The following is a 20,867-nucleotide window of genomic DNA, read 5'->3' as shown; positions in this document are numbered from 1 at the left end:
TGAGGGGGCCCACGAATCGCAAGCCGTATTCTCGCGCCGAGTTCTGGAATCATGCCTTCAGAGCGTAAGGAGGCAAAAGCCGCCCCGTCAGCAATGGGGCCGATCGCAGACCGTCCTCTATCGGTTCCATGCGGCGGAGAGGTGCCATTAGCGAAACGATCGATCACGACGATTGGAGATACCGGCGTCGTTTTGCCGCGTATACGTGAAGCACTCGCTTCGTGCGCGGTATCGCTTGGGCGAGAATGTCTCTGCATTCCAGTTTCAGCACCACTATTGCTGTTCCCGCCAACCAGATAGCTATGATTAGAGCCGCCTCTGATGTTGCATGATCCGAGTAATGACCCGAATACCAGTCAATCGACTTGATCAGCACGACGATGAGACATGTACCGATGAAGACGCCAAGAGCACTCGTCGAGCGCAGGGGTGGTCTCGCAAGCGCTAGCGCGATGAAGGGTACCAACACGGTCAAGACCACCCACATCAATCGTGCAAATACCACCCGCAGATCGGACGGCGTACCTGAAACAATCAGCGTTTGCAGTGGCACACCGCGCGACGGAACCTCTTGCAGAGTGGGGCCCGCGTCCAGCCTTCGGCGGCTGGGAATGCGTACGTCGATTGCGGCGAAACTCATCACCCTTCCGCCTGGCTCGATAAACTGGCCATTGCGCAGTGCTAGGACCACGTCCCTTCGATCGGAAAGCGAGAGGCGACCCGAAGCCGCCTCGAATGTGCCTTCACGAGACCTGATAAAGACCCCCATCAGGCTACCATCATCGGGATCGATCCCTGCAAACCTCAGTACGACATCGTCCGCCATCGCATGAAATTCATTGGCTGCCAGGTTGTATCCGAATTCTCCGACGGCCATCCGGCGCCCGATTTCGTCGATCCTTCGTTCACCCGCTGGCATCAGCCATGCCTGGTTGAGCAGGACGAACAGGGCTGACAGCAGCGTCAGCAGCAACGGCATTCGCAGCCACCGGTGCGGAGAAACGCCCATGGCCTCGATAGCATCCAGCTCGCCGCGCAGGGCGAGCTTCCTGATCATCAGTGCGATCGAGAGGAAGAGGCCGAAGATGAGGCCAATGCCGGCATATTCGGGAAGCAATCCGAGAATTGTCTGCCCCACGATGTAACCGCGATGTCCCGATAGACTGGTGATGTCGATCAGCCGCGGCAGATGCTCGAGCACCATCAGCGACATGACGATGGCCATCACGGAACCCAATGTTCCGCACGACAAGCGCAAGAGGTAGAGATCCAGCATGCGGAGTCCCGGCATACGGCCTTCCCGTCAGGCGGCGATGGCGGGACGGACCTGCGAAAGCCGCCAGTAGTGATCGAAGAGTTCGGCGAAATGGTCTTCCATGCCACGCGGTGGTGCGACGGGTTCTTGCAGGAGGCCTGAGGAGCAGAACGACTCTATCGCCCGTGCAGCATCCTGGGCATCCCGTGGCCGGAACGATAGCCCAGGATTGAGCCGTGCGAAGTCGGCCACCCCGCCGGCTGCCGGAGCGATGACGGGCAGGCCGCTGGCATTTGCTTCCGCCGCGATCATGCCGAAGGTCTCCGCTTCGCAGCCGTGCAGAAGCGCGTCCGCGCTGGCGAGGATGGTGGCGAACCGCGTGCGGTCGCGGATCGGCTCGAACAGGCGGATGTGCGGATTGCCGCCGATGGCACGCAGGATCTGGTCGCGGCAGCGGCCTTCGCCGAAAATGGCGAGCCCGATCGGACGAGTTCGACCGGCGAGCGTGGCCGCTTCGACGAGCATCGGAATGCGCTTCTCGGTAGCCAGGCGCCCGGCGGCGATGAGCAGGGTCGCCTCGGGTCCCATGCCGCAGGCCGCGAGCAGCCTGCGTCGGACCGCTTCGTCACGCCGCGTGGGTGAGAACAGGCCCTTCTCGGTACCCATCGGGACGGTGACGACATTTTCGACCCCACCCGAGACGAGACGCGCGGCAAGATCGCTGTTCGCGCAGACGACCGCATCGAACTGCGAACCGAACATGCGCAGGCGGCGCCAGAACCAGTCGAACGCACGATCGACGCTGGGCGGGTCCGCGACCCGCTCGAACCAGCGATAGGCATGGGCGGAAAGCGGGTCGGAGTGCATGACCAGCGAGCGTGGGACTGCGCGCGAGAAACTGGCGACATAATCGGCGCTTCGCCACGGGGAAGATGCCTCGATGAAGTCGGGCTCGAGCCGGTCTAATGCGGCATGGACAGCCTGCTCGTCGGCAAAGGCGAAATATTTGCGGTCCAGCGGGAAGCGCGGCGATGCGACATATGTGATGCGTGCGCGGGGGGAAACCTCGACCGTCTCGTCGCGCAGGCCGGGGGCGAGGACGGTGACATCGACGCCTGCCCCGTCGGACAGCTCCAGCTTCTGATCGATATAGGTACGAATCCCGCCCCCGAGCGGTGTGTAGAAACCGCAGACGTCGACGAGTCTCATGGGCGCCTACCTGCCTTCCAGGGGACGCATGGAAAAACCCTTGCGGTAGTTCATGACTATCGCGATGCGCGTCGGCCCGCTTCCTGCGCGTGCGGAGGCATTCGCCACTTTCGGCTTGCTCCAGCCGAGCTTGGGATTGCCGGCAAATCCGATCCCGTCGACCCGCCAGCCGAACTTTCGGTTTGAATCCCTGTCGTGAAGAATCGATACGCCGTAGGTCCCCGCTGCCGGGAGGCGCACGCATAGCGATGGCGTGCCCGAATTCGGGACCGGCACTTCCACCCTGCGAAAGGTCTTTCCGGCAGAAACGAGGATGTTGTCGTCTTCGAGGAAATCCTTGTCATTGGCAGGATAAACCTCGAGCTTCAGATTGCCCGTGCGATCCTTGAGTCCGCGGACCTCCACGACGAAAGAGGGTCCCGCTTCCTGCGGCCGACAGCGGCCTTCTTCCTTTCCCAGGTCGGGTGTCGACGGAAGGGTCGCCGAGGCCAGAAGGGGCAGCACGAGAATGCTAGCGGCGACGCGCATTTTCGGAGTCTCCAAATGCGAGGTCGCCAACGGCAAAGCCGATTCCGGCAACAATATGCGTGGTCAGGATCAGCGTTGCCATCAGCGCCAACAGCGCCGCGATCTCCACCTCCTGACCGACGGCCAGAACGGCGACGCCGGCAAACACGACATCCTTGTTCGGCACGAAGGGCAGACGCGAAATCAGCAAGCGGAGCGTTGCCAGCAACAGCCACCACACCAGCGGTATGGTGGGGAGAACGAGATGCCAGAGGAACGCAGACAGGGCAGTGGTAACGAGAATGCGGCCGGTGTGAACACAGGCCACGTAAAGCAATTCCGACCGGTCGAGCGAAAAGATCGCCTTGCGCCACAACATTGCGGCGAGTGAGGTCCCAATCACGAAAGCAAGGGACCAGGCGATCGCTTCGCTATGTTCCCCAAGTGGCAGCGACTTGAGAAGGGGGGCGGCCGCGGCGAGGAATGCGAGGGTTGAGACATTCCCCACCACGGCCGACAGGACCGCGACGTCCTTGACCGCACCGAAGGGGGAGGCGGTGAGGGACAAATGACGACGGGCCCAGGTGTAGAAATAGACTTCGCCGAGATAGCCGACGAGAAGTTCGTTGTAGATCAGCTTGCGCACCAGCGCCCCGAGCGCCATCGGCCCGATGTGCCAGATCCGCCGGAAGATTATCCATTCGCTGAATGGACCGGCCATGTAGCTGATGACGAATACCGCCCAGAACAGGGGCGATGATGGCAGGAGGTCGACGACCTCGGCGAAACTAAGGGTGCGCAGCTGGTAGACCGACGCGCCGAGCACAGCCAGCGACAGCACGGCACCGGCGATGCGGGAAAGAGACAAGTTGGGTTTGCGATCCTGCGGTTCGAAAACGATGTCTTCGCTCGATCGCAGCGCGACTGCGGGCTCGGTCATGGTCTGCCTTGTCTTGCCTCTGCGATGCTAGACGCCACGCCGACGCCAATCCCGCACCTGTGAGCGAATTTCGGCGATGCGGCGCTGCCGAGCCTTGCAGGCCAGCCGATCCAGTTGCTCGAGATAGCTGCCGCTCGATCGCTCGATCGTGAACTGTTGGGCAAATCGTCTCATTGCCCGGCGATCCGGGTTGAGGCCGGGAGCCTGGCAGATCGCCTCGGCTAGCGCCCGGTCGTCTCCGCGCGGCACGAGCAGACCGAACTTTCCGCTGCCAGTGAGCCAGTCCATGCTGGAACTGCAATCGGTCGAAATGATCGGAACACCCGCCGCTATCGCCTCGATCACCACGGCAGGCACGCCTTCGTAATCGGAGGAGATGACGAGGACGTCGGCATCCGCGAACGCGGCCACCGGATCGTCGACATGTCCTGGCAGCCGGACGCGCTGCTCAAGCCTGAGGTCGCCAACAAGCCGCGATAGTCGCGCCCGCTCGGGGCCTTCGCCAGCAATCAGCAGACTGTCGCCCGGCCGGCACCCGGTGGCAAAGGCACGTAGCAGGAGCGCCTGGTTCTTTTGGGTCACCAGCCGGCCCATATTCAGGTAGCGGCACCCGTCCCTTCCCTGTCCCTGGTTTTGCCTGGGCCGCGAAAGTCTCGCGAGTTCCGTTTCAGAAATGGCCGGGTCCGGTATCACCGTGATCCTGCCGGATTCGACGGCAAGCCGATGTTTAATCTCGGCTCTCATGGGGTCGCCGATACCGACGAAGCTTTCGAGGCAGCGTCCCTGGACCCGCAGCCAGAAATGGTACGCTGCGCGATAGAGTGCTGGCATGTCGCGCCGCTCGAGATCGTTGCTGATCTTGACCAATACCGGCGGGCAGCGCCTGCGCAGCAGCAGCTTCATGGCGACGCACACGATCGAGTAGGTGTTGCCGGGACAGAAGACGACGTCGACCCGTTCGCGCAGCAGGAAACGCAGCATGGACCAGATCATCCAGAGCGTTTCCCAGCGATCGGTGGCGATTGGCTCGCGGCGAGTTCGATACTGCAGGTCCGGTGCCGAGAGTTTGGCCTGGCCTCGGGATCGCCCAAGGACGACGATAACTTCCTGGCCCGCTGCCTGCCATTGTTCGGCCAACCTCAGACCGACACGCTCCACCCCGCCAGGCTCGAAGCTGTGGATGGGTATGGCGATGCGCATACCAGCATGACGCCACACTGGCGCCAATCCCGCACATCCCGTCGATCAGCGGAGCAGATCGCTGTAGCGCCCCGCTTGCCGCCGTGCTGTGAATGCTGCGAGCGTCGCCTCGATGCTGTCGATGATGGACTGCTTCGAGACATCTCCCGGATGGACCGCCAGGCGCACGTCACGCAGGGGATGGAAGGTCGACCGCGCCAGTCGCGCGACGGCGAGTGACGACGCGGTTCGTGCCCGCGTCCGGCTCGCCCAGGTTATCACCGGGCTGCGCGATAGCGTCAGCCCTGTTTCCGGAATCCAGACGCGCAAATGGTCTTCTGCCAGGGCGAAGCCGCTCGCTCGCAGAGCGGTCATCGCGCCTTGGCCATAGAGCCAGGCCGGAGCGATGAAGCCGGCCGCCTCCCGCCCGATGATCTCTTCGACCAATGACTTGCCATCACGCATCCGGCGGGCCGCCTCATCGGCGGAGAGACCGAGGAACTCGCCCTCCGAAGCGGTCATGTGTCGGGCCTTCAGGGCCGCGACGCCGGAATGGTCTGCGGAGTCCCTGTGGAACCAGCCGTGGACGAACATTTCCACCCCGGCATCGGACCAGTCGCGAAGTTTGCGAGCGAAGGCGGCATTGCCAGCGAGCGGGTGCCGACCCCAGTGGTCCGGGACTACGAGCATGGCGAAGTTCAAGCCACCGAGGTGTCGCTCGAAGGTTGCGACAAGCCTGTCGACAGCGGCTTCCGATCCCGGGCCGACATCGTGGATCGAGGCGAGCAGGCGTTTCGAGCTAGAACCTTGCATCGAGGCCGATCCGTATGGTGCGGGGGCGGAGGGGGGTGCGCTGGTCTTCGCTCGCCAGCGTGAACGGATTGCCGAAGGAAAAGCGGTTCGCACGGCTGTCGAGGATATTGTCGATATCGAGCGCCAAGCCCCAATTGCCGAATTCGAGCCGACCGCCAACGGTCGTATCGAAATATTTGCCCTGCTCGCGCTCGAACGCCTGGCCGATCCCGAGATAGGATTTGCCGATGTAGCCGACGCTGCCGTCCAGCTGGAGGTTCGCTGCGCCCAAACTCCTTCTGTAACTAGCCGCGAGCCGGCCGCCGCTTTCCGCGATGTTCGGCAGGTCGCCCTCATCGAGTGCGGCGAATTCAGGCGCCGGTTCGCTGATCTTGTTCGATGAGGCGAACCCGCTCAGATCGAGAGTCAGTCCACTCGACGGACGCCAGCCGACACGCGCCGAGACGTAGTTGACGAAACCCGAGCCGATGTTCGCGAGATACGGGAAACCATCTTCGGTGATCAGGTCAGCCTGGACGTCCTCCCATCGCGAATGGGCAAAAGCCAATCCCCCATAAAATCGCGAATCCACCGACGTACCGAAGCGAACCCCGGCCTCCACTGTGAGGAGGTCATCCGGGTCGAATTGAACCGCATCCACGCTACCGCCCTGCGATACGATCCGCTGGGAACCCGGACGGTAGCCTTCGTGGCTGCGGGCATAGACCAGCCAATCGTCGAACGGGCGCCAGGAAATCGCTGCAGTCGGCAAGACTCGCCAGACCGACCGACGTGGCTCGAGATCGATCGCAATTCCGAAACTCTGGGCCTCCTCCACCTGTCGATTGTAGGATAGCCGTGCCCCGCCAGTCAGCGTAAGGCGATCGGACACGTCGATACTGGCTTCCCCGAAGAGAGCCACATCGAAGGTTTCAGAGCGAGACTCCGCAAAAATTTCGGGATCGGACGGATCCCCCAAGGCGCGTGAGACGCGGTTCACATTGTCGACGAAACTGACGCCGAGCACCCAGCTCGAAAAGGCGCCGCCCGACCCGGAGAGGCGGCTTTCATGCGTGATGAGCGAGACCTTGTTGTCGTCCTCGAACGCGCGCGGAGCAGTGTCCGACGGGCGGGTGGCATCGAACACCGTATCGATCGCATGATCGACATAGCTGGTGTTCGAGACGAGCTCCGCGCCCAGCACATCGGCCCGGGCGGTCAGGTAGATCAGCCGGTAGTCATTGTCGAACGGCTGGGCGATCGCCGAAGTGCGCACAAGATCGTTAGTGCCGGTGTTCGTATATTGCCCGTCTCGCGTGCCAATGTTCTGGGCGACGATCCCGGCTTCCAGCTCCAGCCATTCGGCCGGTCGGGTCAGCGCCGCCACCCTAACACCCCCGATCGACGTCCGGTTGGTGTGGGACACGCCGCGCTGCGGGTCGTCGATGTAGCCGGGGTAAATGATGCGATAGCCCACGGCGCGCAGGGCGGACGTCTCACCCAAGGGCAGGTTGCCAATCAGCGCCGTATCGTAGCCCACCTCTCCCCCGGTGAATGTGAGCCCTGCCGTAGCAGCCGCTTCGGCTTCCTGCGGATCGGGCGGGCGCGGCAGGAGGCGGATGACACCGCCCAGCGATCCCGCGCCGTACAGCGTCCCTTGCGGTCCTTCGATCACCTCGACGCGTTCGATGTCGTAGAGAGTAAGATCGGGATCGGGCGCGCTGTAGATCAGCCGGCTCTCGCCGAAATACTGGCTGATCGTCGCCTGGTTCTGGCCGTTGAAGCTGCTGTCGGCGATGCCTCTGATGAAAATCTTGTTCCGTCCCGCACCGAGATTGGTCGACGTTAGATCGGGCAATTCGCGGAGCAGCGTCGCGCTGCCGCGTGCTCCAAGGCGCAGGCTGTCCGGCAACGAGAGCGTGGCGACATGTGCAGTGCCCGGGTAGTCGACCAGGAGCGCATCGCGCTTGCTCGCGGTAACGATGATCGGCTCGGGTGGCGGTAGAGAAGGCGCGGGGGCAGGTGCAGGCCCCGGCGCAGGACGCGCCGGCGCACGCTCCGCGCGTGGCAGGCGGGCGATGCGCACCGTGCTGCCTGACAGGGTGAATCCGTAACCAGTTCCCGCCAGCAGGATCCTGAGCCCGCCTTCAACCGAATGTCGCCCCTTGAGGCCTCGGGTGCGGGCGCTGGCGAGACCCGGGATACCGGTATTGATAGACACACCCGCCTGCCGTGCGAAGAGCATCAGCGCGCGATCGAGCCGCCCCGGTGCAATGTCGAACTCGATCGCATCGGCTGCCATGGCGGGGGCGCTCGCCACGACAAGAGGGAGTGCCAGGAGGATCGGTGCATGGGGTCGCATTGTCAGGGGTTGAAGATCCAGCCGTCCCGATTCCTGGCTACGGATACACCAAGGACGTCCGCCGCGCGTGTACCGACGCTTTCGGCATCGCCGGTCGTCTGGATTACACCGCTGAAGCGCCGGGCCTGCAAGGCATCGGAGACAGTGAAGCTAGAGCCCGTGGCACGAGTCAAATCGGCCGCGACATCGACCAGAGGGGCCGCCTCGTAGACCAGCGCGCCATCCGCCCAGCTCCCGATGCTTGCCGCAGACTGGCGGGCGACCTTCGCGCCGCTCCCATCGGCAGTCAGAACGTCGCCGGGACGTAGTTCGACCTCAGCGCCGGCGGCTTCATAGCGGACCGATCCTTCGCTCACCCCCACGCGCAGCCTCGCATCGTCAAGCGCGACATTGAACACTGTTCCGATGTCGACCAGCCGGTCCTCACCCACGGTCACGACGAAGGGATGGGATGCATCGTGGACGATTTCGAAACGAGCTTCGCCCGATCGCAGTTCGGCAAATCTTGGATCGCCGCGGTCGAGGATTATGCGCGTGTCGCCGTTGAGCGCGATTTCTCCCCCGTCGGCAAGGGCGACGGTCCGCGTCTCGCCCGCCGACGTCTCGATTGCATATCTGTCATCGCGTGGCAGAAGCTGGAAGGTCAGCGCGACAGCGGCAACGAGGCTGGCCGCAAGCGCGCCCCACTTCCATCCAGCGCCGGATACGGGAAGTTCAGCAGGCTCTTCGACGTCATCAATGACAACGGGCTCGGGAAAAGCGGCCACTGCCAGCGCCGCATCGACTTCGTCCTCAGCGGCGAGGACATCCTCGTAAGCCCGATTATGCGCCGGATCGGCCTCCAGCCAGTCGGTGAACGCAAGCCAGTCCTCCTCGGAAGCCGTTGCCAGCTTGAGGTGCCAGGCTGTCGCAGCGGCGCGCAACTGATCCGGAATGCGATCAGACATGGCTGTCCTCCATGTGGGCTGCCCGCGTCTCGCCCTCGAGCGTGGCACGGACCAGCTGCAATTCACGGTAGGCGCGCTGCAGGTGCTTCTCGACCGCACTCAGACTGATATCGAGGCGGCTGGCGATCGCTTTCTGGCCCACGCCATCAACGCGATAGAGGCGCAGGATCTCGACCGTGCGCGGCGGCATTGCGGCAAGGGCGCGTTCGACCTTGGCAAGGAAATCGCGATCGAGCGCCGTGTGTTCGGGCGTCGGTTGCGGATCGCTCATCAGGTCCTGGCCGTACTGGCTGCGTGCCCATCCATCGTCGCGGCCCTGTTGCCGGCGGGCACCACGCCTCAGATCACGGACCAGATTGTTGGTCATCTGGAAGAGATACGCACGCGCGTTCGCGACCGGGCCGCCGCGCCAGCCGGCAAGTTTGACGAACAGATCCTGGTAGACGTCCTCCGCTTCGTCCGGTTCGCAGCCTCGCGACACGATAAAGCGCACCAATTGCGGGCGCATTTCAGCGGCAAGCTTCCGCAGCCCGCTGTCCTCAGCTTCAGAAAGCGCACCCTCCATCAAGCGAGCATAGGAACTCCGGTATCGTTCTGGCAATGCATTTGGCACCGCGGGCCGCACAGCAAGGCCGATCATGTCAGAAGCTCGCACGCCACGACACGAACGCGCGGTTGTCGAGGCCCAGCGTGCCGGCACGAGCGTTTTCGATCCGTAGGGCGAGCCGCGGCCGGCCGATGCCGCCGAAACCGGCCTCGAGTGCCAATCCGCGGCGGGCGGCTGCTTCCCCGTTGGCCATCCGGTTCGCGGTATCGCCAAGCACTGCACCATCCCACCCGCCGCTGCGAAATTGCAAAAGTGCCAGGTAGGTGGTCGGCGAAAGGAGCGAAACGCCGATCTCGCGCGACAGGACGGCCGATCTGCGCGTCAGGAGGGGACCGTCCACCGTGCCCGACTTTGCGTATGTCGCCCGGCCGTTGATCGAGACCGACAGGCCGCTTGCGATTTCATGTTCGTAGCGGCCGTCGAGCGAGATCTGGCGCGCCCACGGGCTGCCAGTTGTCGATTGTGGAAATTCGTTCTTGTCGCCGCGACGAATGCGATCGAGTGAGAAGTGCAGCGAACTCCCGTCCCATTCCGCATCAAATCCGCGACGTCGTGCGATGTCGCGCTGCCCATGAACGACGTATTCAATCTGCGACACGCCCGCGTTCGATCGTGCATTCAGTTCTCTGTCATTCGCCCACACCGGAGTAGCCAAGAGGGTCGCAGCCCCCGCAATCGGGATCAGCATTGCCAGCCGCATGAATCCGTCTCCGCCAAAGTGTTCGGTTCACAGGCAAGACGATGCGGCACGGCGAATTCCGCATCAGATGCGGGTTTCTCTCTTCGGCACCGTCTGGCCCATGCAGGTCGTTGCGGGAATTCACATGATAGTCTGGCGCGGTTTCGGTTGGGTGCTCCTTGCGATGTGCGTAATGGCGCCCGTGTCGCCACGTCCGCAGGGTCGACTTGCACCAGCCGTGACGGCTCGGACAACCGAGGATGGCAATCTCTCGGTCATGACCTACAACATCAAGGCCCAGCCATGGCCCTTGGCCACTGGCCGGGCCGACGCGGTTGCGGCAATCGGCGAGCGACTGGCCGCGATGCGCGCAGCGGGCAGGCAGCCGAACATCGTGCTCTTGCAAGAAGCCTTCACACCCCAAGCACGTTCGATTGCCGCCGCTGCCGGCTACCGCTTCATGGCGAGAGGGCCTACCCGGGCCCCGGATCGCGGGAACACGCTTCTCGGAGCCGACTTTGCCGCGGCGAGCCGATGGGATCGTGGCGAGGAAAGCGCTCCGGTGCTCGACAGCGGCCTGCTCATCCTGTCGGACTATCCAATCGTTCGCAGCGAGAGCATCGCTTTCCCAGCGGGAGCCTGCGCCGGATTCGACTGCCTCGCCTCGAAAGGGGTGATGATCGCCTGGGTCGCCGTCCCCGGACAAGGCGAACCGGTGGCGGTGGTCAACACGCACCTCAATTCGCGCAATTCGACCCATGTTTCGGTTGCCAGAGCTGACCGAGCCCATGTCTGGCAGGTTGCAGCGCTAAGAGAGACTGTCTTGCAAAACATCAGCGCGGGAACGTCGACGATTTTTGGTGGCGACACCAACGTCGGCCTAGTGCCATCCCGGCAGGCGGTGTTCGATGCGCATGCCCCGCTGGGCGCATCTTCGCGTGACGCTCTGAAGGAGGCGCTGGTTGGTCTGAAGGTCGATCCCGGATCGCTTGAGGAGGCCGACGGTGTCGTGGCACGCAATAAGGACATGATCATTTTTGCGGACGGTCGATCGCGGCATTTCGAAATCCTCGATGCGAGCGTGCCCTTCCCGGTGAATGGTCCGGATGCACTGTCGGACCACGCCGGCTTTGTCGTACGCTTTCAACTATCCGAATAGTGGGAGCACACGGATTGTAGCCTGGCAACATGGTCGAAGGGCCGCTTTCAGGCCCTGTCAACGAACGCACTAGTGTCCGAAGTGAGGGTGCCTTGCCGACAGGCGGGCATGGGGCCGCAAGGAGGCTGTCTCCTTTCGGCAAGATGTAGAGAAAAGACGCTTTTCGATCGATCCGAACTCGACATGCGGGTCGCTTACCTATTTCACTGGACGGATCTCCAATGCCAAACCACCTCCGTTGGCAATCGAGATGTCCCATTCATGCGCTTCAGCCACGGCTTTCACCAGTGCAAGACCAAGACCGCTGCCACGTGTGGTTCGGGATGCGTCGGCACGATAGAAGCGGTCGAAAATTTGGGGTCGATGCTCCGGATCGATTCCGGGGCCAGTGTCAGCGACCTTGGCCATCCAATCATTTCCTCGTCTTTCCAACGTAACGCGAACGATAGTTCCGCGAGGGGTATGTACCGCCGCATTATCTACCAAGTTGGAGAACATCTGTTGCACAAGCGCGCGATCGCCGAACACTTCTATGCCTGACTGAATATTCGCTACAAGCTCTCGGCCACCATCGGCTATGGCGGGACGATACGTTTCGGCAAGGTCCATCAGCATGGCTGAGAGATCGAAACGCACAAAATGCTTCTGCAGCCCGCCGCCCTCTATCTGGGCGATCCGCAGCATCGAACCGAACATGTCGAGCATCGTCCGCGATTCATCGAGTGCACTGCTGACCAAGGCATTGACAGCATCAGGATCATCTTTGACCTGGGCCTGCTCCAGCTTGCGTTGGAGGCGCCCCAAAGGGGTCCTCATGTCATGCGCAATGTCATTGGTGACCTGACGGATCGCGCCCATCACGCTTTCCAGTTGGGCCAGCATACGGTTCAGCTGCGCGGACAGCAGGTCGATCTCGTCCCGTCTCGCGCTGACCGGCATACGCTGGGCCATATCGCCGCCCATGACGTTGGCTGCGACGCTGTTCAGCCCCTCGATACGGCGGAAAGTGCGCAGTGCGATCCACCAACCCAGAAGGAATGAAAGGAGAATGGCAAGGCCGGTCGCTACTAGCCCAGCCTGAAGCAGTGCCTCGCGCAACTCGCTGACCTGCTCATCCTCCTGCGCAACATAGACATAGCCGCCATTGCGACTTTGCATACCAAAGCCGATAATGCCGGAATCGTCGAGCCGCTCTCCTTCGACAAAATGGTGAAGAACCTGATCTGCTGAAAGGACGTCGGCTCCCATCAGGTGCTGCCGGGGCACGAGGTCAGCGATCAGAGCCTTGCCTTCGGCGTTTTCGACATAGCGAAACAGCTCTTCCTGCGCGGGGACAATATGCGATAGCTCTTCTACATCGTCATCCTCCTCCAGCGCTTGCTCCAAAGTGCGGGCGCGCGCTTCCACAGATGCGGAAATCTGATGTTCGATCGTCGACGTGGCGACTTGATATACCAGCGCCAGCAAGACCACTGTCATCCCCACGAACAACACCCCGGACAGCATAGCGGTGCGAAACGCGCCAGAGCGCCAGAAGCTGGCGTTACCCATCGATAATGTATCCCGCGCCGCGCACTGTGCGGATGGCCGATTGGTCGAATCCATCGTCCAGTTTTGACCGCAGGCGGCTGATGTGGGTTTCGACGATGCTGGTCGCCGGATCGAAATGGAAACCCCACACACCTTCCAGCAGCATGGTGCGGGTCACGATTTGCCCGGCGTTGTTGAGCAGGAATTCCAGCAGGCGAAATTCCTGCGGTTGCAGGGTGATCGGCTTGCCATCACGGGTGACCGTGCGGGCGAGCAGATCCATTTTGAGCCCACCTGCGGCTAGTTCCGTCTGCGCATTGGCAGTCTGGCGCGGACGACGGCCAAGCGCCATCACCCTTGCCGCAAGCTCTGAAAAGGCGAAAGGTTTGACGAGGTAGTCATCGCCGCCCGCCTCCAAACCATCCACCCGGTCCGACACGCCATCTAGTGCAGTCAGGAAAAGCGCTGGCGTCATAGTTTCCATCGAGCGAAGCCCGCGAATGATGGCGAGGCCGTCCATCCTTGGCAGCATCCGGTCGAGCACCAGCACATCATAAGGCTCGCTGCCCGCCATCATGAAGGCTTCACGGCCGTCGCCCGTGGCATCCACGACATGGCCCAGTTCGCGCAGGCCATTGGCCACGAACTGGGCCGTCTCGTGGTCGTCTTCGGCTACAAGTATCTTCATGTCGGTGTGGCTTTAGCAGATAAGAAGCGGCGGGCCGCAACCCGCCGCTTCCTTATGCGATCAGTCGTCGTCCTGTTCGCCATTTTCATCGCCCTCATCGTCCGCCTGGACGGAGAGGACCTTGCCGGATGTGCCGTCGATTTTCACTTCCTGCTCATCCGCGCCCGAGCCGACGCTCACCTCCCAGGCGGGCGTCGCCGCTTCATCGTCAAGTTCGACTTCGGCGACCTTCAGGCCGGTGTGTTCCGCTGCGATTCGTGCAGCATCGCTGGCCGTGATTGTCGTGCTGGCGAGCATCCGCGCTTCAGCTGCATCTTCCTGCGCTTCGGACCGTTCGGTCTCGGCGCCATTCATGCCTAGGCTTTCAGCATTGGCGATGCCTGCTGCGCCAATGCCGCCGAGTGCTACGACACTCAGCACGGCAGCGATCAGTTTGTTCTTGGTGGTCATGGTCTTCATTTTTCAGCTCCTTCACTCGATCCGTGAATGGACCGTGAGCTTCTTATGGCGGCGCCCAGATTGCGGCGGTCATTCGCTCCAAATACAATTTGGTAAGAATAGATTGGCGGCAGCTGCACGGAACATACAATTCAGTAAGGTGGGGGGAGCGGGCTGGACCCGATGAGACATCTGCCCTTAAAGGTTTGAGAGATCTGATGGAGGACAGGTTTGAAGCTGCGCAATGCAATACGAAATCGATGCAGCGCGCTTATACCCCTGACCGCCCTTGGCTCGCTGTCTGCCTGTGCGACCTATCAGCCCCAACCGCTCGATAATCAGGCCGCGATTCTCGCCACAGCGCCGGAAGGTCTGGTGCAAGATGCCGCACTGATCGAGCGTCCGTTTCTGGCTGGTAGGCCGGTGGATGTGACGCAACCGCTGGATAGGGATGCGCTGGGCCTGATCGCGCTGCTCTATAACCCCGATCTGATCGCTTTGCGCAAGCAAACCGGCGTGGCCGAGGCGCAATTGCTCGATGCGCGGCTGATCCCCGATCCCTCAGTCGGATTGTCAGCAGACCGGGTGATTTCCGGCCCTGCCACTACGCTCCCTGGCACTATCGGAGCGCAGATCGCGCAGGACATCAACAGCCTCCGCAGCCGCGGCGCACGGGTGGATGCGGCGCAGGAGGGGCTCAATCAGGTTCGGCTCGATCTGGCATGGGCAGAATGGCAGGTGGTGGAGCAGGTGCGCCTGCTGGGGGTGCGGGTCTACTATCTGCAACGGATTGCGGAACTGGCGGAGGCCAATCGCGCAGACGCGGAGGATCTGCTGCAAAGAACCCTGCGCGCTGCGGGGCGCGGAGATATTCCGCCAGACCAGTTGCAGGCTGCACGTATCGCTGCACTGGATGCTGCTGACAGAGCCTACACCGCGCAGATCGATCTGACCGGGGTACAGCAGGATTTGCGGCGGCAATTAGGTGTGCCCCCCGATTTCGCGGTCGAGCTGGCGATGCCCGAAAGTGCTCCCGCCGCTCCTCGTCTGACGGCAGTTACTGATGCGGCGATAGAAGAACGGCTTGACCTTGCTGCGCTGCGTGCGGCCTATGCATCGCAAGAGGCGCATGTGCGGCAGGCGATCATCAATCAGTTTCCGTCGCTCAATCTAGGCTTCAGCGTCACGCGCGATTCCAGCGACAATGGCATTATTGGCACGCTGCTCGATTTCACCCTGCCACTTTGGAACCGCAATCGCGGGCAGATCGCCATCGAGCGGGCTACTCGGGAGGCATTGCGCACTGAATATGATGCGCGCCTGTTTGCCGTGCGCGCCGATCTGGCGCAGTCGCTGGCGTTGATTGGCGACTTGCAGCGAGAGGAAGCGCGGCTCTCAGCCGAAATCGCTCCGCTCCGGCAATTCTCGGACGCCACGGCCAGAGCGGCAGGTCGAGGCGATTTGCCACTCGCAACCGCCATGACCGCCCGCCAGTCGCTGCGGGACAAGCAGTTGCTGCTTGCCAGCGTGCAGCAGAGCCTTGCCGAACAATATATCGCCCTGGAACTCGCCAGCGGGATTCCCTGGCAAAACTGGAACCGCCCATGACCACTAAACCGCTTTCAGCCCGAACGATGCTTGCGGCCATGGTGCTAGCTGTTGCGGGATGTTCTCAATCCCAGCCCACGGAGCAAGCCGATCCGGTAGTCTCGGTCGAGACGGCAACGGCGCAATTGGGCAATCTTGCAAAGACCGTGACGGTATATGGCACGGTGTCTGCCGATGCCGCCGGACAGCGTGCGTTGGTCGCACCGGTCGATGCTATTGTCGATCGCATCTACGCCCCGTTCGGTTCCTATGTTCGGCGAGGCGCGCCGGTTGTCAGCCTACGCCCCAGCCCACAAACCATGGCCAGCATCGCGCAGGCAACCGCCACCGCCAATCAAGCCAACGAGGCTCTGGCCCGTGCCAGGCGGCTTCGTGCAGACGGGCTGATGAGCGATGCGGACGTCGAATTGGCGCAAGCCAGCGCAACCTCTGCCAATGCGACGGTGCGAAGCCTGCGCGGGCAGAGCACGACGCTGCGCGCGCCGATTGGCGGTTCGGTGACACAGCTTGACTATTCGACCGGCGATCTTGTCCCCGCTGGAACAGCCGTGGCCCGCCTTACCGCCGATTCCGATGTGCGAGGCCAGTTCGGTATTGATCCTGTGCTGGCCCGTCAGGTGCGGGTGGGTGACACCATCCGCATCCTGGGTTCCGAAGGCAGCGCCGATTTCTCCGTGCGCGTAAATGCCGTCGATCCTGTTGTCGATCCGACCACGCGACTGGCTTCTGTCTTCGCTACGATCCCGGCGCAGACCGAAATTGCCCCGGGCGAGCCGTTGCGGGGCGAAATCGTCGTTTCAAGCGACCCAAATGCGATCCTTATCCCTTATGCAGCACTGCTCGATGATGCTGGCCAGCCTTATGTTTTCACCGTCACCAAGGGCGTGGCCAAGAGGGTCGAAGTGACGGTTGCCGCACGTGATGGCGACAATGTCGGCATTGCCAGCGGACTTGCCGTTGGCGACGTAGTTGTCGTGAAAGGCGCTGCTGCAGTGAGCGACGGTGTTAAGGTCACAACAGCCAAGCCGTCTCCCGCACCCACACCATCCGCCACCGCATCGAGTAACTGATTGGATGGCGAAGACTGCACGTTCCTCGATCAGCAAGCATGGCTCTGCGATCCTGCTGGCCGTGGCGCTGCTTACCATCGCCGGTGTCATGTCGGGCTGGCGTCTGCCGGTTAGCCTGTTTCCTTTTATCGATTATCCCCGCGTTGTCGTGTCGGTCGATGCAGGTGAACGCGATGCGGCGACCATGGCTGCCTCGATCACACGCCCGGTGGAAATTGCTCTGCGTGCGGTCCCCGGCGCCAAAAGCGTGCGTTCCACCACCAGTCGCGGCTCTGCCGAAGTGGCGGTCGATTTCGCCTGGGGGCAGGACATGGTCGCCGCCACGCTGGAAACGGAAGCGGCGCTGGCCTCCATCCTGCCCGACCTGCCGCAAGGCGCACGTTTCGATGTCCGGCGATCCGATCCGACCATTTTCCCGGTCTATGGCATCGCCCTTACATCGGACAGTCTCTCGCCCGCCGATTTGCGGCAACTGGCGGAACTCAAGCTGCTACCATCGCTGATCTCGGTCGACGGGGTTGCTGGGGTCGATATCCTTGGCTCTTCCCCGCGCGAATTTGCGGTCAATCTCGATCCGGCCCGGCTTGGTGCGCTGGGGCTGACGCTGGACGATGTCAGCAAATCGCTCGCCGCGCAGAACGCGGTGAACGGCCTGGGTCGCCTGACCGATCAGCATCAGCTGTTCCTTGTGTTGGTGGATGACCGGCTGATCTCCATAGCCGACCTGGAGGACGCCCCTGTCACCGTGGGCGGTCAGGCCGGGCCCGGCGTGGTGCGTCTTGGTGACATCGCCAGCATCTCCAGTTCGCTCGAACCCAGCTACACACTCATCAACAGCGGTGGGCAGAGCGCGGTGCTGCTGAATGTGCGGCAGGCCTTGCAGGGCGATACAGTCAAGATCGTGAAGGACGTGCAGCAGCGCCTCGATCAGTCCGGTCTCCCGCCATCGGTGAAGGTCACGCCGTTTTACGACCAGTCCGAACTGGTCTCTGGTGCCGCCAATGCCGTGCGCGACGCCATCCTGATCGGCGCGCTGCTGGCGGGTCTGGTGCTGTTCGTCTTCCTGCGATCGTGGCGACTAATGGTGCTGACTGGCCTGTTGCTTCCTGCCGTGTTGTCGGCCGCCTGCGTGGCGCTGGAATTGCTGGGCCTTGGCTTCAACATGATGACGCTGGGCGGCATGGCGGCGGCAGTCGGTCTGGTGATCGACGATGCCGTGGTCGTGCTGGAGCACATGATGCGCCGGATGCAGGAGAAGAGCTCGACCGATGAACAGCATCTGCTGGGCGCGGCGGCGGAAATGGGCCGCCCGCTCCTCGGCTCGACCTTCGCGACCATCGTTGTCTTCATCCCGCTTGCCTTCATCAGCGGCGTTACGGGCGGGTTCTTCAAATCGCTGGCGATCACGATGGTCGCCTGTCTTGTAGTTTCACTGCTCTATGCCCGTTTCGCCATCCCGCTGCTGGCCTCGCGCTGGCTGACGGAGAAGGACGCCGAACAGGTCGAGAAGGGCGAGAAGGTGATGAACCCGCTCATCCGCGCCTATGACCGTTCTGGCGGCAAGGCGCTGGCGCGCCCCGGCCTCACCGTGCTGCTGGTGGGCGGCGTGCTGGGCGTGCTCGGCTATCTCTCATGGTCGCACGTCCCCTCCGGCTTCATGCCCGCAATGGACGAGGGCGGCTTCATCCTCGACTATCGCGCACCGCCAGGAACCGCGCTCGACGATACCGACCAGATGCTGCGTCAGGTCGAAACGATAATCTCCTCCACACCCGAAGTGGCCAGCTATTCGCGGCGCACCGGCATCCAGCTGGGCGGCGGGCTGACGGAAGCATCGGAAGGCGATTATTTCGTGCGCCTCAGTGGCGGTAGCCGCCGCAATATTGAAGAAGTAATGAGCGAAATCCGCGACAAGGTTGCGCAACAGGTGCCAGCGCTGGAAGTCGAAACGGCGCAGTTGATGGAAGACCTTATCGGCGATCTAACAGCCGTGCCGCAGCCGATCGAGGTCAAGCTGTTCTCCAACGATGAAACCCAGCTGGAAGCGGCGGCGAAGCAGGTCGGCAGCACGCTGTCAGGCATTCAGGGCGTGGTCGAGGTAGTCGATGGGTTGCGCGTTGCGGGCAGTGATATCACCGTGCGGGTTGATCGCGGCGCGGCGGTGCAGGCGGGGCTCGACCCACAGGCCATATCGGACCAGCTTTCGGCCCTGATTGACGGGACCGTAGCCACGCAGATCCGCGATGGTGAGCAACTGGTGGGCGTGCGCGTACGCGGCCCGGAAGACCTGCGCCAGCATATCGCACAGGTGCAGGATATGGTGCTGCGCGCGCCGGATGGGCATTCTGTGCGACTGGCTCAGGTTGCCACGGTTGAGGTCGTCGGCGGCGCAAAGCAGCTCACACGCGAACAGCTCGCGCCGTTCATCGGCGTGACCGCGCGACTCGAAGGGCGAAGCTTGGGTGCGGCAATGAGCGAGGTGCAGAGCAAGGTTCAGGCGCTCAACCTGCCAGCGGGTATCCGCGTGGAATATGGCGGACTTTACAGTCAGCAGCAGCAGAGCTTCTCCGACCTCGCCATGGTCTTTTCAGCGGCGATCCTGCTTACCTTGTTGCTGGTGACGATCCTTTATGGCCGGTTCTATTGGGGACTGGCCGCGGTCACCACAATCCTGCTGGTTGCATCATCCAGCCTACTGGGCCTGTGGATCACCGGCATCGAACTCAATATCTCGGCACTGATGGGGCTGACGATGGTGGTCGGTATGGTGAGCGAACTGATCATCTTCTACCTCGCCGAACTGCCAGAAGATCGAAAAATCGGCCTCGCCGAACTGCGCGAGGCAGGGGCAAAGCGCCTGCGCCCAATCCTGATGTCCGCCCTGATAGCGATCCTCACTTTGCTCCCGCTAGCTATCGGGTTCAGCCGGGGAGCGGGTCTGCAACAGCCATTGGCAACCTCGATCATCTTTGGCTTGCTTGCTGCGGTGCCGTTGGTTTTGCTTTTCCTGCCTGCGATGTTGGCAATGAGAAGCGAGAAGGACGAGGGGTTCGCAAAAGATCCAGTTTAGACCGAGTATGGGCAGAATCTGATCTACCCTAATTCCGAAAGTCAGCTTTTGGGCGATACGTTATCGCGGTTGAACGTCCGAAATGAGGGCGCATTGTAGACGGGCTGCTCCCCGTAGGCAGCTCTGCGGCCTATTGGGCTGGGTGCGGACCGACGGCCTCCCGCTTGGGGCATAAGGAATCAGGTAGTTCGCATCAGGCCAAAGCCTCGCATCGGGCGGATTAACCCTCTATCTCGGGCACACGAATCTCGCATTGATTCGCGTCTGTCAGGCAGGTCGCAAGCGGAAATAAAGATTCCGAGATGCCTTTGGCGATTGTCAAACGAAGCACAGTCCCTTACCTCATCGAGAAAGTGATCCTACTCGGAATGAGTTTAGAGCCATCTTCGCTACGCTGAGAACATCGAGGACTGGACGGCTGCTGCTATTTTTTGCGGCAGCGTTTCTCTATGTGCTGCAGCCCCTCGATGCTGCCGGGCATCTCGGTGCCGAAGCTGTTGCTGCAGGGTCCAACTCTACGGCTGCCAAGGTCGTCAGCAGCTTCGACGTGCTCGAGGATTCGCTGGATTTCTTCCCTTCGAACAAGGGAACAAGCGAAGCCCATCAGCATCAATTCCATCTCGATCTTCGCTTCGAAGATCGCTCCATTGCCGACGCAGATTATCGAGCTACAACGATGGTCGTCGACTTCATCGAAACATTCTTAGCCGAATCGCCGACAGGCTCTCTGCTGCGACCGCCCCGAATCTGACCTCACGCGACGCCGCGCGAAAGGCGTGGTCGACGAGGTTCAGATTCGGAGTTTCAAATGCACAAAGGCTTGGCGC

The 20,867-nt window shown here is 62.2% G+C and carries 18 protein-coding genes; 5 read left to right on the top strand and 13 right to left on the bottom strand.

Annotated elements, in window-relative coordinates:
- Positions 1–163 precede the first annotated feature (163 nt).
- The 10 genes from K3181_RS12020 to K3181_RS11975 all read right to left on the bottom strand — a co-directional run bounded on the left by K3181_RS12020 (position 164) and on the right by K3181_RS11975 (position 10,498).
- Entirely contained in the window at positions 164–1,276 is a 1,113-nt protein-coding gene (locus K3181_RS12020; protein WP_221603336.1) for an LptF/LptG family permease, read from the bottom strand.
- 27 nt (positions 1,277–1,303) lie between these two features.
- Positions 1,304–2,464, bottom strand: a complete 1,161-nt coding sequence (locus K3181_RS12015) for a glycosyltransferase (RefSeq protein WP_221603335.1) — start codon at positions 2,462–2,464, stop codon at positions 1,304–1,306.
- Positions 2,465–2,470: 6 nt separating this feature from the next.
- Positions 2,471–2,992, bottom strand: coding sequence for a DUF2141 domain-containing protein (locus tag K3181_RS12010; protein ID WP_221603334.1), 522 nt, complete (start codon positions 2,990–2,992; stop codon positions 2,471–2,473).
- Positions 2,976–3,911: a hypothetical protein gene (locus K3181_RS12005; RefSeq protein WP_247715092.1), complete on the bottom strand. Its 936-nt coding sequence runs from the start codon at positions 3,909–3,911 to the stop codon at positions 2,976–2,978. Before K3181_RS12005 ends, K3181_RS12010 begins: the two co-directional genes overlap by 17 nt.
- Positions 3,912–3,938: 27 nt before the next feature.
- On the bottom strand, positions 3,939–5,111 hold the full coding sequence (locus tag K3181_RS12000) for a glycosyltransferase (RefSeq protein ID WP_221603333.1): 1,173 nt from the start codon (positions 5,109–5,111) through the stop codon (positions 3,939–3,941).
- 45 nt (positions 5,112–5,156) lie between these two features.
- Positions 5,157–5,903, bottom strand: coding sequence for a DUF2334 domain-containing protein (locus K3181_RS11995; RefSeq protein ID WP_221603332.1), 747 nt, complete (start codon positions 5,901–5,903; stop codon positions 5,157–5,159).
- On the bottom strand, positions 5,890–8,184 hold the full coding sequence (locus K3181_RS11990) for a TonB-dependent receptor (protein ID WP_221603331.1): 2,295 nt from the start codon (positions 8,182–8,184) through the stop codon (positions 5,890–5,892). The genes K3181_RS11995 and K3181_RS11990 overlap by 14 nt, the downstream gene beginning before the upstream one ends.
- 62 nt (positions 8,185–8,246) lie before the next feature.
- The gene (locus K3181_RS11985) at positions 8,247–9,191 is read right to left on the bottom strand and encodes a FecR family protein (RefSeq protein WP_221603330.1); all 945 of its coding nucleotides are present in this window, start codon (positions 9,189–9,191) and stop codon (positions 8,247–8,249) included.
- Positions 9,184–9,756 carry an RNA polymerase sigma factor gene (locus K3181_RS11980; RefSeq protein WP_221603329.1) on the bottom strand — a complete coding sequence of 191 codons (573 nt, stop codon included), beginning with the start codon at positions 9,754–9,756 and terminating at the stop codon, positions 9,184–9,186. Before K3181_RS11980 ends, K3181_RS11985 begins: the two co-directional genes overlap by 8 nt.
- Positions 9,757–9,832: 76 nt before the next feature.
- On the bottom strand, positions 9,833–10,498 hold the full coding sequence (locus tag K3181_RS11975; protein ID WP_221603328.1) for a hypothetical protein: 666 nt from the start codon (positions 10,496–10,498) through the stop codon (positions 9,833–9,835).
- Between the two features lie 256 nt (positions 10,499–10,754).
- Between K3181_RS11975 and K3181_RS11970 the strand changes: the two genes are divergently transcribed.
- Positions 10,755–11,636, top strand: coding sequence for an endonuclease/exonuclease/phosphatase family protein (locus K3181_RS11970; protein WP_221603327.1), 882 nt, complete (start codon positions 10,755–10,757; stop codon positions 11,634–11,636).
- Between the two features lie 198 nt (positions 11,637–11,834).
- Here the strand turns inward: K3181_RS11970 and K3181_RS11965 are convergent, their stop codons facing one another.
- From K3181_RS11965 to K3181_RS11955, 3 genes are read right to left on the bottom strand one after another with little or no spacing between them, the layout of a single operon-like run.
- Complete coding sequence (locus K3181_RS11965) at positions 11,835–13,187, bottom strand: sensor histidine kinase (protein ID WP_221603326.1); 1,353 nt, start codon at positions 13,185–13,187, stop codon at positions 11,835–11,837.
- The gene (locus tag K3181_RS11960) at positions 13,180–13,854 is read right to left on the bottom strand and encodes a response regulator transcription factor (RefSeq protein ID WP_221603325.1); all 675 of its coding nucleotides are present in this window, start codon (positions 13,852–13,854) and stop codon (positions 13,180–13,182) included. The genes K3181_RS11965 and K3181_RS11960 overlap by 8 nt, the downstream gene beginning before the upstream one ends.
- 60 nt (positions 13,855–13,914) lie before the next feature.
- Positions 13,915–14,313: a PepSY domain-containing protein gene (locus tag K3181_RS11955; RefSeq protein ID WP_221603324.1), complete on the bottom strand. Its 399-nt coding sequence runs from the start codon at positions 14,311–14,313 to the stop codon at positions 13,915–13,917.
- Positions 14,314–14,523: 210 nt separating this feature from the next.
- Here K3181_RS11955 and K3181_RS11950 point away from each other — a divergent pair, with 210 nt between their 5' ends.
- The 4 genes from K3181_RS11950 to K3181_RS11935 all read left to right on the top strand — a co-directional run bounded on the left by K3181_RS11950 (position 14,524) and on the right by K3181_RS11935 (position 20,791).
- On the top strand, positions 14,524–15,900 hold the full coding sequence (locus tag K3181_RS11950) for a TolC family protein (RefSeq protein ID WP_247715091.1): 1,377 nt from the start codon (positions 14,524–14,526) through the stop codon (positions 15,898–15,900).
- Positions 15,897–16,970 carry an efflux RND transporter periplasmic adaptor subunit gene (locus tag K3181_RS11945; protein ID WP_221603323.1) on the top strand — a complete coding sequence of 358 codons (1,074 nt, stop codon included), beginning with the start codon at positions 15,897–15,899 and terminating at the stop codon, positions 16,968–16,970. Before K3181_RS11950 ends, K3181_RS11945 begins: the two co-directional genes overlap by 4 nt.
- A 4-nt stretch (positions 16,971–16,974) precedes the next feature.
- Entirely contained in the window at positions 16,975–20,040 is a 3,066-nt protein-coding gene (locus tag K3181_RS11940; protein WP_221603322.1) for an efflux RND transporter permease subunit, read from the top strand.
- Positions 20,041–20,491: 451 nt separating this feature from the next.
- Positions 20,492–20,791, top strand: coding sequence for a hypothetical protein (locus tag K3181_RS11935; protein ID WP_221603321.1), 300 nt, complete (start codon positions 20,492–20,494; stop codon positions 20,789–20,791).
- Positions 20,792–20,867 lie beyond the last annotated feature (76 nt).

Source organism: Qipengyuania mesophila (assembly GCF_019711655.1).
Taxonomy (GTDB): Bacteria; Pseudomonadota; Alphaproteobacteria; order Sphingomonadales; family Sphingomonadaceae; genus Qipengyuania; species Qipengyuania mesophila.
This window is presented reverse-complemented; position numbering and strand designations above follow the sequence as displayed.

What these genes read in the sequence shown, in the direction of transcription:
- K3181_RS12020 (WP_221603336.1), bottom strand. Translation starts at nt 1,276, where the DNA reads ATGCTGGATCTCTACCTCTTGCGCTTGTCGTGCGGAACATTGGGTTCC.
- K3181_RS12015 (WP_221603335.1), bottom strand. Translation starts at nt 2,464, where the DNA reads ATGAGACTCGTCGACGTCTGCGGTTTCTACACACCGCTCGGGGGCGGG.
- K3181_RS12010 (WP_221603334.1), bottom strand. Translation starts at nt 2,992, where the DNA reads ATGCGCGTCGCCGCTAGCATTCTCGTGCTGCCCCTTCTGGCCTCGGCG.
- K3181_RS12005 (WP_247715092.1), bottom strand. Translation starts at nt 3,911, where the DNA reads ATGACCGAGCCCGCAGTCGCGCTGCGATCGAGCGAAGACATCGTTTTC.
- K3181_RS12000 (WP_221603333.1), bottom strand. Translation starts at nt 5,111, where the DNA reads ATGCGCATCGCCATACCCATCCACAGCTTCGAGCCTGGCGGGGTGGAG.
- K3181_RS11995 (WP_221603332.1), bottom strand. Translation starts at nt 5,903, where the DNA reads ATGCAAGGTTCTAGCTCGAAACGCCTGCTCGCCTCGATCCACGATGTC.
- K3181_RS11990 (WP_221603331.1), bottom strand. Translation starts at nt 8,184, where the DNA reads ATGGCAGCCGATGCGATCGAGTTCGACATTGCACCGGGGCGGCTCGAT.
- K3181_RS11985 (WP_221603330.1), bottom strand. Translation starts at nt 9,191, where the DNA reads ATGTCTGATCGCATTCCGGATCAGTTGCGCGCCGCTGCGACAGCCTGG.
- K3181_RS11980 (WP_221603329.1), bottom strand. Translation starts at nt 9,756, where the DNA reads ATGGAGGGTGCGCTTTCTGAAGCTGAGGACAGCGGGCTGCGGAAGCTT.
- K3181_RS11975 (WP_221603328.1), bottom strand. Translation starts at nt 10,498, where the DNA reads ATGCGGCTGGCAATGCTGATCCCGATTGCGGGGGCTGCGACCCTCTTG.
- K3181_RS11970 (WP_221603327.1), top strand. Translation starts at nt 10,755, where the DNA reads ATGACCTACAACATCAAGGCCCAGCCATGGCCCTTGGCCACTGGCCGG.
- K3181_RS11965 (WP_221603326.1), bottom strand. Translation starts at nt 13,187, where the DNA reads ATGGGTAACGCCAGCTTCTGGCGCTCTGGCGCGTTTCGCACCGCTATG.
- K3181_RS11960 (WP_221603325.1), bottom strand. Translation starts at nt 13,854, where the DNA reads ATGAAGATACTTGTAGCCGAAGACGACCACGAGACGGCCCAGTTCGTG.
- K3181_RS11955 (WP_221603324.1), bottom strand. Translation starts at nt 14,313, where the DNA reads ATGAAGACCATGACCACCAAGAACAAACTGATCGCTGCCGTGCTGAGT.
- K3181_RS11945 (WP_221603323.1), top strand. Translation starts at nt 15,897, where the DNA reads ATGACCACTAAACCGCTTTCAGCCCGAACGATGCTTGCGGCCATGGTG.
- K3181_RS11940 (WP_221603322.1), top strand. Translation starts at nt 16,975, where the DNA reads ATGGCGAAGACTGCACGTTCCTCGATCAGCAAGCATGGCTCTGCGATC.